This window comes from Salmonella sp. SAL00672 (assembly GCF_046552175.1).
Taxonomy (GTDB): Bacteria; Pseudomonadota; Gammaproteobacteria; order Enterobacterales; family Enterobacteriaceae; genus Salmonella; species Salmonella enterica.
Genome location: NZ_JBGDUQ010000003.1, coordinates 65,543 through 79,608, shown reverse-complemented (window position 1 = coordinate 79,608; position 14,066 = coordinate 65,543). Strand labels below are relative to the sequence as shown.

Sequence of the window (14,066 nt, the reverse complement as noted above, 5' to 3'; positions counted from 1 at the left end):
AAGATTAGTGCAGGATTTTCGCAAGGAAGTCTTTTGCGCGATCGGAACTGGGGTTAGCGAAGAACTCCTCTTTTGGCGAATCTTCGACGATTTTACCTTCATCCATAAAGATCACCCGGTTAGCCACTTTACGGGCAAAGCCCATTTCGTGCGTCACCACCATCATGGTCATCCCTTCGTTCGCCAGTTCGACCATCACGTCCAGTACCTCGTTGATCATTTCCGGATCGAGTGCGGAAGTCGGTTCATCGAATAACATGGCAATGGGGTCCATACACAGCGCGCGGGCGATCGCCACGCGCTGCTGCTGGCCGCCGGAAAGCTGCGCCGGGAACTTGTTGGCATGCGCAGACAGGCCAACGCGCTCCAGCAGCTTCAGGCCTTTATCGCGGGCGGCGGCCTTATCGCGTTTCAGCACTTTCACCTGCGCCAGCGTCAGGTTTTCGATGATCGACAGGTGGGGAAACAGTTCGAAGTGCTGGAATACCATGCCTACGCGGGAACGCAGTTTCGCCAGATCGGTTTTTTTGTCGTTCACTATAATGCCGTTAACGGTAATTTCGCCTTTTTGCACCGGTTCCAGACCATTGACGGTCTTAATCAGCGTGGATTTACCGGAACCCGATGGCCCGCAGACTACCACCACCTCACCTTTTTTCACTTCTGTTGAACAATCGGTCAGCACCTGAAAGTGACCATACCATTTTGAAACATTTTTCAGGGTAATCATTAAACTGTCCTTTTCTTCAAATAGCTGACCAGCAACGACGCGCTCAGGCTGATAACAAAATAAACGGCGCCGGCGAACAGAATCATTTCGACCTGAGTACCGTCACGCTCGCCGATAGTCGACGCGGTGCGGAAGAAGTCCGCCAGGCTGAGTACATAAACTAAAGAGGTGTCCTGAAATAGCACGATGCCCTGCGTAAGCAACAGCGGCACCATCGCCCGAAACGCCTGCGGCAGAATAATGAGCTTCATCGACTGCCAGTGGGTCATCCCCAGCGCCAGCGCGGCGCTGGACTGCCCGCGGGAAATACTTTGAATACCGGCGCGAATAATCTCGGAATAGTAGGCCGCTTCAAACATGGAGAATGCCACCATCGCGGAGATCAGGCGGATATCGGTTTTCGGCGATAGTCCCAGCACGTTTTGCAGAAAGCCGGGTACAATCAGATAGAACCACAGCAAGACCATCACCAACGGGATGGAACGGAAAACGTTAACATACGCTTTAGCAAACCAGGCGATAGGGGCAAAGCTTGAGAGGCGCATGACGGCCAGAATGGTTCCCCAGACTATCCCCACGATAACGGCGGTGACGGTGATCTTCAGCGTGATGACCAACCCGGCCAGTAGGTAAGGCAGTGAGGGGATAATCGAACTCCAGTCAAATTCGTACATTATTTGCTCCCCACGTTGCCCGGCAGGCGGACTTTGCGTTCAACCAGGCTCATGACCAGCATGATAACGGCGTTAATCAGCACATAGGCCAGCGTAATGGCGGTGAAGGATTCCCAGGCGTGCGCCGAGTAATCCAACAGTTTGCCTGCCTGCGCCGCCATATCCACCAGGCCGATGGTTGAGGCAATAGCCGAGTTTTTCACCAGGTTCATCATCTCTGACGTCATTGGCGGCACGATAACGCGATAGGCATTCGGCAGCAGGACATAGCGATAAGCCTGCGGCAGCGTTAGCCCCATCGCCAACGCCGCGTTCTTCTGCCCGCGAGGCAGAGACTGAATCGCGGCGCGCACCTGTTCGCAAACGCGGGCGGCGGTAAACAGTCCCAGACAGATCATTGAGGAGAGGAAAAACTGAATATTGGGATCGAGTTCCGCCTTAAACCACATGCCAAGATCTTCCGGCAACAGTTCAGGCACCACCAGGTACCAGGTGAAGAATTGCACGATCAGCGGCACATTACGGAACAGTTCTACGTACAACGTGCCCAGTCCGGAGAGGAAACGGTTGGGAACGGTACGTAAAATGCCGAAAATAGATCCTACCAGGAAAGCGATAATCCAGGCGGTAATCGAAAGGGCGACGGTGACCTGAAAACCACTCCATAGCCAGCCGAGATAGGTGGTATTGCCGAAGGGGGCTTCCTGTAAAAAAATACCCCAGTTCCAGTCTATTGACATACATCTACTCCGAAAAAAAAGGGTAGCAGCGCTACCCTCGAAGATTGTTGCCCGGCGATTTGCGGCTTCAGGCCCGATGGGGAACGACCATCAGGCTTATAGTCTGTCCGTGCTGAGCGACAATCGAGAGGACAGGAGTCCCGTCCCATTTAGTTTTAGTTAGTTAAGCGCTTTATCATTCGGTGCTTTGAACAGGGCTTTCATCTCGTCAGACAACTCGAAATTCATGTTCAGGTTTTTCGGTGGGATCGGATTTTTAAACCACTTATCAAACCACTTTTCCGCTTCGCCGGAGGTTTGCGCCTGGGCGATGGTATCGTCCATCAGCTTTTTAAACTCAGGGTCGTTTTTACGCAGCATACAGCCGTAGGCTTCCTGGGACTGCGGTTTACCGACAATCTCCCAGTTATCCGGTTTCTTGGCTTTGGCGCGCTCGCCGGCCAGCAGCGCGTCATCCATCATAAAGGCGACGGCGCGACCGCTTTCCAGGGTGCGGAACGAGTCACCGTGGTCTTTCGCGCTAATAATACGCATCCCCATCTTTTGCTCTTCGTTAAGCTTATGCAGCAGAATTTCAGAGGTCGTCCCGGAGGTGACGACGACCGCTTTGCCTTTCAGATCCGGGAAATCTTTAATATCGCCGCCTTTTTTAGTCAGCAGTCGCGTCCCGACGACGAAAATCGTATCGGAGAAGGCGGCCTGTTTCTGGCGCTCAAGGTTGTTAGTCGTTGAACCACATTCAAAATCGAAGGTTCCGTTTTGCAACAGCGGAATACGGTTTTGCGAGGTGATCGGGATCAGCTTCACCTGCAGATCGGGCTTGTTAAGTTTCTTTTTTACCGCTTCTACAATGGCGTTGGAGTAGTCCTGGGAATAGCCGACCACTTTCTGCTGGTTGTCGTAATAAGAAAAGGGCACAGAAGATTCGCGATGCCCGACGACGATCACGCCATTTTTAGCGATCTTGTCCAGGGTGCTACCAGCGGCAGGCGCGCCATCTTCTGCGTGCGCAAGGCCCGTAGACAGTCCCATGACCAGCATTGCTGTGGTTAGCTTACGTAATTGCATATCCAACTCCTTTATCATCTGCGCCGTCGACGCATTGATAGCTATTGTGATGTTGTTATTGCCTGCAACTTGCGCGTGCAGTGTTATGTGTGTTTGTTAACATTTAGTGTGGCTTGTTGTAAATATTTTGCTGCGATATTGTTTGTTTTTGCGAAGTGCGCCGCACCGTTCAGAGGCAAAAATCCTACATTGCACCGTTCAGGTGCTACCGATGATCGATTTTGGTGCGACCAGGTTGCACAAGCAGCCAGAACAGGTTTGCCATGTTTAACAAAGCAATAGACGTGCCAGAATGGGGGAAAAAGGAGGATTTTCAGGCCGGATAAATGAAGCGCTATCCGGCCTGGGGAGAGATTATTTCCGTCGTTGTCGCAGACTCATCACTACCGCGCCAAAAGCAAACAGCGCGGTCAGTACCCATAGCGGCCAGTTGCCGGTACGGGCATAGGGAGTTAACCCCGTGGTTGGCGTGACATTGGTGGTCAGTACCTGGCGTGTGAACTGCGGGATCATCGCCTGAATCTCGCCCTGAGGGCCAATCACCGCCGTAATACCGTTATTAGTACTGCGCAGCAACGGACGCGCCAGCTCCAGCGAACGCATCCGCGCCATCTGGAAATGTTGCCACGGGCCAATGGACTTACCAAACCAGGCGTCGTTAGAAATCGTCAGCAGATAGTCGGTGTCCGGGCGGAAGTTATCCCGCACCTGTTCGCCAAGAATAATTTCATAACAGATTGCCGCCGTCAGCTTATAGTCGTGCGCATGTAACTGCGGCTGGATATAAGGGCCGCGGCTAAAGGAGGACATGGGCAGATCGAAGAACGGCGCCAGCGGACGCAGGATAGATTCCAGCGGAACGAACTCGCCAAAGGGCACAAGGTGATTTTTATTGTAGCGATTGGGCGAGTCATAACTGTATGGATTATCCTTGCCCAACGTAATAATCGTATTGTAGGTGTCGTATCGATTCTGTTTATTGAGACGCGCATCGACAATACCGGTGATCAGCGTGCTATTTTTTTCGCGTAACATCTCGTCCAGCGAACGAAGGAAGGGCTGCTGATTGATTTCGAGATCCGGAATCGCCGACTCAGGCCAGATAATAATCTGTGATTTGCCTAACTCTGGGCGAGTTTCGTTGAGATAAATTTTTAGCGTATTCAGTAGCTGGTTTTCGTCCCACTTCAGCGACTGCGGGATATCGCCCTGCACCAGCGATACCTGGGTCGCTTTGGCCGGTTCCAGCGTAAACCACTGGATATAACGTAGCGGAAAGGGCAAAGCAAACAGAATCACGGCGACAGCCAGCGGACGCCAGTTCCGCGTCGCCAGTGCCAGCGCTAACAGGCCGCTGACCATCATCAGCAGGAAGTTGATCGCTTCGACGCCCATTACCGGCGCCAGGCCTTTTAGCGGGCCATCGACCTGACTATAGCCAAATTGCAGCCAAGGGAAGCCGGTCAGCACCCAGCCGCGTAAAAATTCGGTGATTTGCCATACTGCAGGCGCGGCGATAGCGACGCGCAGCCAGTTGGTTTTTGGCCACAGGCGCGACAAAATCCCGGCAAACAGTCCGGTATACAGCGAGAGATAAGCTGCAAGCAGCACCACCAGAAAAACGTTAACCGGGCCCGGCATGCCGCCAAATTGCGCGATACTGACATAAACCCAGTTAATCCCGCTACCGAAAAGTCCGAGTCCCCAGCAATAGCCGATGGCGGCAGACTGGAGCGGGCGGCGATTAAACGTTAAGGCCTGCAGCCCGATAAGCGACACTATCGCTGCGGGCCAGACGTCATACGGAGAGAAAGCCAGTGTTCCGCAGGCGCCGAATAATAACGCCAGCAGCAGGCGAATACGCTGGCGTTCAATTAACGAGGCAAATGCCATTTTTAGTCCACTATTGCTGTTATTCGTCCAGTTTTGGCTGGGGCGAGTCATCCGGGATCCTGACATGCACCTGAATAATACGACGACTATCGGCCATCGCCACTTTGAACTGGTAACCATCAATGTCAATGGTTTCGCCGCGGGCCGGTAAATGGCCGAATGCCTGCATCACCAGTCCGCCGATGGTATCGACTTCTTCATCGCTGAAGTGGGTGCCGAAAGCGTCATTGAAGTCTTCAATCGACGCCAGCGCGCGAATCGTCCAGGTATGGCGGCTAAGCTGACGGAAGTCGATATCGTCTTCTTCGTCATACTCATCTTCAATTTCACCGACAATCAGTTCGAGGATGTCTTCGATAGTCACAAGGCCGGAAACGCCGCCAAACTCATCGATAACGATGGCCATATGGTAGCGCTGGGAGCGGAATTCCTTGAGCATACGGTCAACCCGTTTGCTTTCCGGTACGACAACCGCGGTGCGTAACACTTTGTCCATGCTGAAGGCTTCGGCATCGCTGCGCATAAACGGCAGCAAATCTTTGGCCATCAGAATCCCTTCAATGTGATCTTTATCTTCGCTGATCACCGGAAAACGCGAGTGGGCGGACTCGATGATAACATCGAGACATTCGTCCAGCGTCTGGTTGCGTTTCAGGGTAATCATCTGGGAGCGCGGGATCATAATATCGCGAACGCGCTGGTCGGCGATGTCCATTACGCCTTCGAGCATATCGCGCGTATCTTCATCGATAAGCTCGTTCTGCCCGGAATCACGGATCAGCGCCAGCAACTCATCACGGTTTTTAGGTTCACCGTGGAAAAGCTGGCTGAGTAGCAGGGAAAAAAATCCCTTTTTACTGTTTACTGTGTCACTACTGTGTGAATTGTCGTCGCTCATGGCGTCGTATGGGTTCTCATGTTAGTTAATACAAAGCTCGTCATGCGTATACTCAGCTGTGACGGCATGTTTTGCCTGATGACGCTACGCTTATCAGGCCTACAAAAGGCATCAATGTAGGCCGGATAAGGCGCAAGCGCCGCCATCCGGCAAGCTACTATTCTGCAATCTTCTCGGCAATGTACGGATCCTCATAGCCCATAGCAAGCATAATCTCCGTTTCGAGAGACTCCATCTCTTCCGCTTCGTCATCGTCGATATGATCGTAACCCAGCAAATGCAGGCTACCGTGTACGACCATGTGCGCCCAGTGCGCCTCCAGCGGCTTGCTCTGTTCCTGCGCTTCCTGCTCCACGACCTGACGGCAAATAATCAGATCGCCCAGTAGCGGCATTTCAATGCCGGGGGGCGCTTCAAACGGGAAGGAGAGAACATTAGTGGGTTTATCTTTCCCGCGGTACGTCAAATTAAGGTCGTGGCTTTCGGCCTCATCCACCAGACGGATTGTGACTTCCGCCTCTTCCTGAAACTGCGGAATAACGCCGTCCAGCCAGCGTTGAAACTGAGCTTCATCCGGCAGGCCCGCGTGGTTTTCACAGGCCAACTGTAAATCGAGGATCACCTGGTTCATTTCTGTTCCTGCTCCTGGGCTTCACGCTTACGCTCTGCCGCCAACGCCGCTTTGCGTTTTTGTTCGGCCTCTTCCCAGGCTTCATAGGCGTTCACAATGCGGGCAACGACCGGATGGCGAACCACGTCTTCGCTGTGGAAGAAGTTAAAGCTGATTTCATCAACTTCCGCCAGCACTTCAATGGCATGACGCAAGCCGGATTTGGTGTTGCGTGGCAGGTCAATCTGCGTCACGTCGCCGGTGATCACCGCTTTCGAGTTAAAGCCGATACGCGTCAGGAACATCTTCATCTGTTCGATAGTGGTGTTCTGGCTTTCATCCAGAATGATAAAGGCGTCGTTTAATGTGCGTCCGCGCATATAGGCCAGCGGCGCGACTTCAATCACATTGCGTTCAATCAGCTTCTCGACTTTTTCAAAGCCGAGCATTTCGAACAGCGCGTCATACAGCGGACGCAGGTACGGGTCCACCTTCTGACTTAAATCGCCTGGCAGAAAGCCGAGTTTTTCGCCCGCTTCCACCGCCGGACGGGTCAGTAGAATACGGCGAATCTCCTGGCGCTCCAGGGCGTCTACCGCAGCGGCGACCGCAAGATACGTTTTACCGGTACCCGCCGGGCCGACGCCAAAGGTAATATCATGATCGAGAATATTGGCGATGTACTGCGCCTGGTTCGGGGTACGCGGTTTAATCACGCCGCGCTTGGTTTTGATATTAATAGCTTTGCCATAGTCAGGCACGCTTTCCGCGCTCTGTTCCAGCACCCGCGCTTCTTTGATCGCCAGATGAATTTGTTCCGGTTCGATATCCTGAGTCTGGCCGCGCATCGGTGCGGTATCGACATACAGACTTCGCAAAATATCTGTCGCCGCGGTCACGCAAATCGGACGACCGGTCAGTTTAAAGTGATTGTCACGGCGGTTGATTTCAATACCGAGACGACGTTCGAGCTGTTTAATATTGTCATCAAACGGCCCGCAAAGGCTCAACAGACGGGCGTTGTCTGCGGGCTCAAGGGTAATTTCGCGAGTGTCTATATTCAAACTGTTCCTCTTGTGTCTGTATCGCCGGACGCTGAACACTTACCGGCATCTAAGGAAATTATTCACGCCATAGGGAAAAGGCGCAAGCATTGCAATGAAGATGGGGATGAAGAGAGAAAATTGCAAGGCCCGTCGGGCGACAGGCCATGACCAGGAAGCCCGACAGGCGTAGCGCCATCGGGCATTATTGCCTTTTCAGCAGGGTTAAGGCTGGTAGAATCCTACGCCCAGCTCATTTTCTTTACGGGTACGGGCAATGACGGACTCCGGCGTTTCGGCGACGCGCAGCCCCATTTCATCTTCGGTACGCACCACTTTTCCGCGCAGGGAGTTCGGATAGACGTCAGTAATTTCCACATCGACAAACTTACCAATCATCTCCGGCGTGCCTTCAAAGTTCACCACCCGATTGTTTTCGGTACGGCCAGACAGTTCCATAATGTTTTTACGCGACGTGCCTTCCACCAGAATGCGCTGTGTCGTGCCGAGCATACGGCGGCTCCATGCCATCGCCTGCTGATTGATACGCTCTTGCAGAATATACAGACGCTGCTTCTTCTCTTCTTCCGGCACGTCATCAACCATATCGGCAGCCGGCGTTCCCGGACGCGCAGAGAAGATAAAGCTGTAGCTCATATCAAAGTTGACGTCAGCGATAAGCTTCATGGTTTTTTCGAAATCATCGGTAGTTTCGCCAGGGAATCCGACGATAAAGTCAGAGCTTATCTGAATGTCCGGCCGCGCCGCGCGCAGTTTACGGATGATTGCTTTATATTCCAGCGCAGTGTGGGTGCGCCCCATCAGATTCAACACGCGATCGGAACCGCTCTGTACCGGCAGATGCAGGAAACTGACCAGTTCCGGCGTATCGCGGTACACCTCGATAATATCGTCGGTGAACTCAATCGGATGGCTGGTGGTAAAGCGAATACGGTCAATGCCGTCGATGGCGGCAACCAGACGCAGCAGATCGGCAAAGGTACCGGTGGTGCCGTCGTAGTTTTCTCCGCGCCAGGCGTTAACGTTCTGGCCCAGCAGGTTGACCTCACGCACGCCCTGCGCCGCTAACTGGGCGATTTCGAACAGGATATCGTCTGAGGGACGGCTGACTTCTTCACCGCGGGTATACGGTACCACGCAGTAAGTACAATATTTATTGCAGCCTTCCATGATAGAAACGAAAGCGGTCGGGCCTTCGGCGCGCGGTTCCGGCAAACGGTCGAACTTCTCGATTTCCGGGAAGCTGATATCGACCACCGGGCTGCGGTCGCCACGCACGGAGTTAATCATCTCCGGTAGGCGGTGTAAGGTTTGCGGGCCAAAAATAATGTCGACGTAATGGGCGCGTTGACGAATGTGCTCGCCTTCCTGGGAAGCCACGCAGCCGCCGACGCCGATAATCAGATCGGGATTTTTCTCTTTTAACAGTCTCCAGCGACCTAATTGATGGAAGACTTTTTCCTGAGCCTTCTCGCGGATTGAGCAGGTATTCAACAGCAGCACATCCGCCTCTTCCGCCACGTCGGTCAGTTGATAGCCGTGGGTGGCGTCCAGCAGATCGGCCATCTTCGATGAATCGTACTCGTTCATCTGACAGCCCCAGGTTTTAATATGGAGTTTTTTAGTCATCGACTTGCTCTTGCGAAATAGTGGCTGAAAAGCAGGGCGTATAGTGTAATGCTTTGGCGCGGTTGTGACCAGTATGACTGACGTCAGCCCTAATGGGTAAAAAATCCTGTAAACTTGTCTAAAACGTAACAGGATGAATGACCATGACAAATCAACCAACGGAAATTGCCATTGTCGGCGGGGGAATGGTCGGCGGCGCGCTGGCGCTGGGTCTGGCGCAGCAAGGGTTTACGGTGATGGTAATAGAACATGCCGCGCCTGCGCCGTTTGTGGCGGACAGCCAGCCTGACGTGCGGATTTCGGCCATTAGCGCGGCATCCGTGGCGCTGCTCAAGGGACTGGGCGTTTGGGAGGCGGTGCAGGGGATGCGTAGCCATCCTTATCGGCGACTGGAGACCTGGGAGTGGGAAAACGCCCATGTGGTGTTCGACGCCGCTGAACTCAAGCTGCCGCTGTTAGGCTATATGGTAGAGAACAACGTCCTGCAACAGGCGCTATGGCAGGCGCTGGAAGCGCACCCCGGCGTGACGCTGCGCGTTCCGGCTTCACTGGCGGCATTGCAACGCCGCCACGATGGTTATGCGCTGGAACTGGCCGACGGCGAATGTATCACGCCGAAGTTAGTGATTGGCGCCGACGGCGCGAATTCGCAGGTTCGGCAAATGGCGGGAATTGGCATTCATGCCTGGCAATATGCGCAGTCGTGTATGCTTATCACCGTCAAGTGTGAAAATGCGCCAGGCGACAGCACCTGGCAGCAGTTTACGCCAACGGGGCCGCGCGCTTTTTTGCCGCTGTTCGACGATTGGGCGTCGCTGGTGTGGTATGACGCTCCGGCACGTATTCGCCAGCTGCAGGGTTTATCGATGACGCAATTGCAGGTGGAAATTAACCAGCACTTTCCGGCGCGTCTGGGGGCGGTGATGCCTGTCGCGGCGGGCGCGTTTCCGCTAACCCGTCGTCACGCGTTGCAGTATGCGCAACCGGGGCTGGCGCTGGTAGGCGACGCGGCGCATACTATTCATCCGCTGGCCGGGCAGGGCGTCAACCTGGGGTATCGGGATGTTGATGCGTTGATTGATGTGCTGGCGAGTGCCCGTAGCTATGGCGAGTCCTGGGCCAGCCATTCGGTGTTGAAACGCTATCAGACGCGGCGCATGGCAGATAATTTTATGATGCAAAGTGGAATGGATCTGTTTTATGCCGGGTTCAGCAATGAACTGCCGCCGCTGCGTATTTTACGCAATATGGGGCTGATGGCGGCGCAGCGCGCAGGCGTGCTAAAACGTCAGGCGCTGAAGTATGCGTTGGGGTTGTAACCCGCTGAATGCCTTACCCGGTTTGTAAAAACGCTCAATTGCAGGTCGGGTAAGCGTATTGACATCTTACTTTACTGCAAATAAAGCACATAAACCTAATTTCCCTTTAAAATCAATTTCATACCAAGGTGATGCCATTTCAATTGTGCATACGTTGTATTGGCAACGTACTACTTTATGTAGCATCAGTAATGTGGAACTCATTGATTTTACAAGAATCGCCAGGGTGATTAATGCGGCGATAATCCGATACCACGTCAGTGTTGCATGTTGGACATCAAACCACAGAATATAAAAAGTGATGATGTGAAGAATGACTTTGCTGGACAGGGCGCGAATATAGAATCCACGCAGCGCCGTTTTCGAGGAAAACGCGACATTAATCAGCGCGCTTTGTTTTTCTTGCACAGGGATCCCTGGCAGATACACTATCCATTCCGCACTATTCTGGCGCAACATGACGGCCTTTTTCTGGTGCAGTATATGTAGCCTCATTGACACTGCCACGGGGTAAACCAGACCCAAAATAATCAACCAGGCGGCGCTGGCCGTGATATCAATGAAGGTGAAAGCGCAGAGCAAGACGACCATAAAAAATGTTAATGGCCGCAAAAAGAGATACCAACAAAACTGGTAATTCATTGTGAGGTTACCGAACGCTCCCTGTAAGGCTTTATGATAGCGTTTTACTGATAGCAGGGCATTAAGGGGAAAACCTCTTTCGGAATTTATAAACGCAGAAAAGCAAAAAGCTCGCCGAAGCGAGCTTTTTAAAGGTGGCTGGGGTACGAGGATTCGAACCTCGGAATGCCGGAATCAGAATCCGGTGCCTTACCGCTTGGCGATACCCCAATTGTCGTACTTCTTGCGCTCATTAGCAGAGCGTCTTTAAAACTGGCTGGGGTACGAGGATTCGAACCTCGGAATGCCGGAATCAGAATCCGGTGCCTTACCGCTTGGCGATACCCCAACAAATTATTTTCGAACCGGTCGAATACCTCGACGTGTTCTGAATATGGTGGCTACGACGGGATTCGAACCTGTGACCCCATCATTATGAGTGATGTGCTCTAACCAACTGAGCTACGTAGCCAGATGATTTCTTCGATGGCTGGGGTACCTGGATTCGAACCAGGGAATGCCGGTATCAAAAACCGGTGCCTTACCGCTTGGCGATACCCCAATACCGTCGCGGTGAACCGCAAACTCGAAGAAATATGGCTGGGGTACCTGGATTCGAACCAGGGAATGCCGGTATCAAAAACCGGTGCCTTACCGCTTGGCGATACCCCATCCGTACAACGCTTATCGGTGAATGGTGCGGGAGGCGAGACTTGAACTCGCACACCTTGCGGCGCCAGAACCTAAATCTGGTGCGTCTACCAATTTCGCCACTCCCGCAAAAAAGATGGTGGCTACGACGGGATTCGAACCTGTGACCCCATCATTATGAGTGATGTGCTCTAACCAACTGAGCTACGTAGCCATCTTTTTTTCGCGTTACCTTATCGGCGTTGCGGGGCGCATTATGCGTATTGAGCCTTGAAGCGTCAACCTCTTTTTCATCGAAAAACGTCGGAAAGTGTCTGTTTGGTTAGGTTGCGAACAGCGTGGCGCAATATTCGGCAATTATTGGTTATTAATCGTTTTTCCGAAAGTAGTTTGCTATAAAAAAAGAGCCCCTAAGGGCTCTTTCGTCATCGTTAATTTACTGGTACGCCGACTGATGCACGCCGACCGCGCGGCCTGACGGGTCATCCATCGTTTTGAATGCTTCATCCCACTCAATGGCTTTGGCGGAAGAACAGGCCACGGACGGGCCGCCGGGTACGCATTCCGCCGCGCTCGGCACCGGGAACAGCTCTTCAAAAATTTCGCGGTACAGATACGCCTCTTTAGACGACGGCGTGTTGTATGGAAAGCGGAAGCGGGCGGTTTCCAGTTGTTGATCGGAAATCTGTTTCGCCGCCACCTCTTTCAGCGTATCAATCCAGCTGTAACCTACGCCGTCAGAGAATTGCTCTTTCTGACGCCACGCGACGCTTGCTGGCAGATAAGACTCGAAGCACTCGCGCAGCACGTGTTTTTCCATCTTGCCGTTGCCGCACATTTTATCCTGTGGGTTGATACGCATCGCCACGTCGAGGAATTTTTTATCCAGGAACGGTACGCGCGCTTCCACGCCCCAGGCGGACATCGCTTTGTTGGCGCGGGCGCAGTCATACATATGCAGCGCCTGTAGCTTACGGACCGTCTCTTCATGTAACTCTTTGGCGTTCGGCGCTTTATGGAAGTACAGGTAGCCGCCAAACACCTCATCGGAACCTTCGCCGGAGAGTACCATTTTGATGCCCATCGCTTTGATCTTACGCGACATCAGATACATCGGCGTTGAGGCGCGGATAGTGGTCACGTCATAGGTTTCAATGTGGTAGATAACATCACGAATGGCATCAAGGCCTTCCTGCACGGTGAAGTGAATTTCATGGTGCACGGTGCCGAGGTGGTTAGCCACTTCCTGGGCCGCCTTCAGGTCAGGCGAACCTTCCAGACCGACCGCAAAAGAGTGCAACTGTGGCCACCAGGCTTCGGAGCGCTCCTGATCTTCGACGCGACGGGCGGCGAATTTTTTGGTGATTGCCGAAATAACCGACGAGTCCAGACCGCCGGAGAGCAGCACGCCATAAGGGACGTCGGACATCAGGTGGCTTTTCACGGATTCTTCCAGCGCCTGGCGCAGCGCGTTTTTGTCGGTAACGTTGTCTTTTACCGCATCGAACTCAAACCAGTCGCGCTGATAGTACTGACGAATTTCGCCGTCTTTGCTCCACAGGTAGCTGCCCGCCGGGAACTCTTTAATGGTGCGGCAGACCGGGGTCAGCGCTTTCATTTCTGACGCTACGTAGAAGTTGCCGAATTCGTCATAACCCATATAGAGCGGAATAATACCGATATGGTCACGACCAATCAGATAAGCGTCTTTTTCGCTGTCATACAGGGCGAAGGCGAACATCCCCTGTAAATCGTCAAGGAAATCCGGCCCTTTTTCCTGATACAGCGCGAGAATAACTTCGCAGTCGGAGCCTGTCTGGAACGCGTAACGATCGCCATACTCCGCGCGTAACGTCTGATGGTTATAAATTTCACCGTTCACCGCCAGTACGTGGGTTTTTCTGGCGTTATACAGGGGCTGGGCGCCAGCGTTAACATCAACAATCGACAAGCGTTCATGTGCGAGAATCGCGTTATCGCAAGCGTAGATGCCGGACCAGTCCGGGCCGCGATGGCGCATCAGGCGTGACAGTTCAAGGGCTTTTTTACGCAGTTCCGCTGCATCTGTTTTGATATCGAATACGCCGAAAATAGAACACATAGCCTTCTCCGTTAATCTGTTGCGTCGTACTTTTTGTATTTGCTTGACTAAAAAATGCCGCAAAGGCG

At 53.1% G+C, this 14,066-nt stretch carries 12 protein-coding genes and 7 tRNA genes; 1 reads left to right on the top strand and 18 read right to left on the bottom strand.

The features are described from left to right. Window positions 1-4: 4 nt before the first annotated feature. From gltL to miaB, 9 genes are all read right to left on the bottom strand, one after another. Window positions 5-730, bottom strand: a complete 726-nt coding sequence (gene gltL, locus ACLJTG_RS10160; protein ID WP_000631369.1) for a glutamate/aspartate ABC transporter ATP-binding protein GltL — start codon at window positions 728-730, stop codon at window positions 5-7. Beyond that, window positions 730-1,404 carry a glutamate/aspartate ABC transporter permease GltK gene (gene gltK / locus ACLJTG_RS10155; RefSeq protein WP_000272794.1) on the bottom strand — a complete coding sequence of 225 codons (675 nt, stop codon included), beginning with the start codon at window positions 1,402-1,404 and terminating at the stop codon, window positions 730-732. Before gltK ends, gltL begins: the two co-directional genes overlap by 1 nt. Further along, window positions 1,404-2,144, bottom strand: coding sequence for a glutamate/aspartate ABC transporter permease GltJ (gene gltJ / locus ACLJTG_RS10150; protein ID WP_000020930.1), 741 nt, complete (start codon window positions 2,142-2,144; stop codon window positions 1,404-1,406). The genes gltK and gltJ overlap by 1 nt, the downstream gene beginning before the upstream one ends. Window positions 2,145-2,303: 159 nt before the next feature. Continuing rightward, entirely contained in the window at window positions 2,304-3,212 is a 909-nt protein-coding gene (locus ACLJTG_RS10145) for an amino acid ABC transporter substrate-binding protein (protein WP_198898224.1), read from the bottom strand. Between the two features lie 354 nt (window positions 3,213-3,566). Continuing rightward, a complete protein-coding gene (lnt, locus tag ACLJTG_RS10140; protein WP_000853075.1) occupies window positions 3,567-5,105 on the bottom strand; it encodes an apolipoprotein N-acyltransferase in 1,539 nt (512 codons plus the stop codon). 19 nt (window positions 5,106-5,124) lie between these two features. Next, window positions 5,125-6,003 (bottom strand): CNNM family magnesium/cobalt transport protein CorC, encoded by an 879-nt coding sequence (gene corC / locus ACLJTG_RS10135; protein WP_001278615.1) that lies wholly within the window; start codon window positions 6,001-6,003, stop codon window positions 5,125-5,127. 157 nt (window positions 6,004-6,160) lie between these two features. Beyond that, complete coding sequence (ybeY, locus tag ACLJTG_RS10130) at window positions 6,161-6,634, bottom strand: rRNA maturation RNase YbeY (RefSeq protein WP_001077547.1); 474 nt, start codon at window positions 6,632-6,634, stop codon at window positions 6,161-6,163. Then, window positions 6,631-7,677: a PhoH family protein gene (locus ACLJTG_RS10125; protein ID WP_001018045.1), complete on the bottom strand. Its 1,047-nt coding sequence runs from the start codon at window positions 7,675-7,677 to the stop codon at window positions 6,631-6,633. The genes ybeY and ACLJTG_RS10125 overlap by 4 nt, the downstream gene beginning before the upstream one ends. Window positions 7,678-7,881: 204 nt before the next feature. Next, window positions 7,882-9,306: a tRNA (N6-isopentenyl adenosine(37)-C2)-methylthiotransferase MiaB gene (gene miaB / locus ACLJTG_RS10120; RefSeq protein ID WP_001519200.1), complete on the bottom strand. Its 1,425-nt coding sequence runs from the start codon at window positions 9,304-9,306 to the stop codon at window positions 7,882-7,884. A gap of 143 nt (window positions 9,307-9,449) precedes the next feature. Between miaB and ubiF the strand changes: the two genes are divergently transcribed. Then, window positions 9,450-10,625, top strand: a complete 1,176-nt coding sequence (gene ubiF / locus ACLJTG_RS10115; RefSeq protein ID WP_000184633.1) for a 3-demethoxyubiquinol 3-hydroxylase — start codon at window positions 9,450-9,452, stop codon at window positions 10,623-10,625. Window positions 10,626-10,691: 66 nt separating this feature from the next. Here the strand turns inward: ubiF and ACLJTG_RS10110 are convergent, their stop codons facing one another. From ACLJTG_RS10110 to asnB, 9 genes are all read right to left on the bottom strand, one after another. Next, window positions 10,692-11,267: a membrane protein gene (locus ACLJTG_RS10110; RefSeq protein ID WP_001109079.1), complete on the bottom strand. Its 576-nt coding sequence runs from the start codon at window positions 11,265-11,267 to the stop codon at window positions 10,692-10,694. A 135-nt stretch (window positions 11,268-11,402) separates the two neighbouring features. After that, window positions 11,403-11,477, bottom strand: a tRNA-Gln gene (locus tag ACLJTG_RS10105). 43 nt (window positions 11,478-11,520) lie between these two features. After that, window positions 11,521-11,595, bottom strand: a tRNA-Gln gene (locus ACLJTG_RS10100). A gap of 46 nt (window positions 11,596-11,641) precedes the next feature. Next, a tRNA-Met gene (locus tag ACLJTG_RS10095) sits at window positions 11,642-11,718 on the bottom strand. A gap of 15 nt (window positions 11,719-11,733) precedes the next feature. Then, window positions 11,734-11,808 (bottom strand) — tRNA-Gln (locus ACLJTG_RS10090). Window positions 11,809-11,843: 35 nt separating this feature from the next. Continuing rightward, window positions 11,844-11,918: transfer RNA gene (locus tag ACLJTG_RS10085), tRNA-Gln, on the bottom strand. A 23-nt stretch (window positions 11,919-11,941) separates the two neighbouring features. Beyond that, window positions 11,942-12,026, bottom strand: a tRNA-Leu gene (locus ACLJTG_RS10080). 8 nt (window positions 12,027-12,034) lie between these two features. Further along, a tRNA-Met gene (locus ACLJTG_RS10075) sits at window positions 12,035-12,111 on the bottom strand. Between the two features lie 222 nt (window positions 12,112-12,333). Next, window positions 12,334-13,998: an asparagine synthase B gene (gene asnB, locus ACLJTG_RS10070; RefSeq protein WP_000337041.1), complete on the bottom strand. Its 1,665-nt coding sequence runs from the start codon at window positions 13,996-13,998 to the stop codon at window positions 12,334-12,336. Window positions 13,999-14,066 lie beyond the last annotated feature (68 nt).

Excerpts from the sequence above, each read along its gene's own strand:
- gltJ (WP_000020930.1), bottom strand. The coding sequence starts at position 2,144 with ATGTCAATAGACTGGAACTGGGGTATTTTTTTACAGGAAGCCCCCTTC.
- gltK (WP_000272794.1), bottom strand. The coding sequence starts at position 1,404 with ATGTACGAATTTGACTGGAGTTCGATTATCCCCTCACTGCCTTACCTA.
- ACLJTG_RS10145 (WP_198898224.1), bottom strand. The coding sequence starts at position 3,212 with ATGCAATTACGTAAGCTAACCACAGCAATGCTGGTCATGGGACTGTCT.
- miaB (WP_001519200.1), bottom strand. The coding sequence starts at position 9,306 with ATGACTAAAAAACTCCATATTAAAACCTGGGGCTGTCAGATGAACGAG.
- ACLJTG_RS10110 (WP_001109079.1), bottom strand. The coding sequence starts at position 11,267 with ATGAATTACCAGTTTTGTTGGTATCTCTTTTTGCGGCCATTAACATTT.
- ubiF (WP_000184633.1), top strand. The coding sequence starts at position 9,450 with ATGACAAATCAACCAACGGAAATTGCCATTGTCGGCGGGGGAATGGTC.
- lnt (WP_000853075.1), bottom strand. The coding sequence starts at position 5,105 with ATGGCATTTGCCTCGTTAATTGAACGCCAGCGTATTCGCCTGCTGCTG.
- ybeY (WP_001077547.1), bottom strand. The coding sequence starts at position 6,634 with ATGAACCAGGTGATCCTCGATTTACAGTTGGCCTGTGAAAACCACGCG.
- gltL (WP_000631369.1), bottom strand. The coding sequence starts at position 730 with ATGATTACCCTGAAAAATGTTTCAAAATGGTATGGTCACTTTCAGGTG.
- asnB (WP_000337041.1), bottom strand. The coding sequence starts at position 13,998 with ATGTGTTCTATTTTCGGCGTATTCGATATCAAAACAGATGCAGCGGAA.
- corC (WP_001278615.1), bottom strand. The coding sequence starts at position 6,003 with ATGAGCGACGACAATTCACACAGTAGTGACACAGTAAACAGTAAAAAG.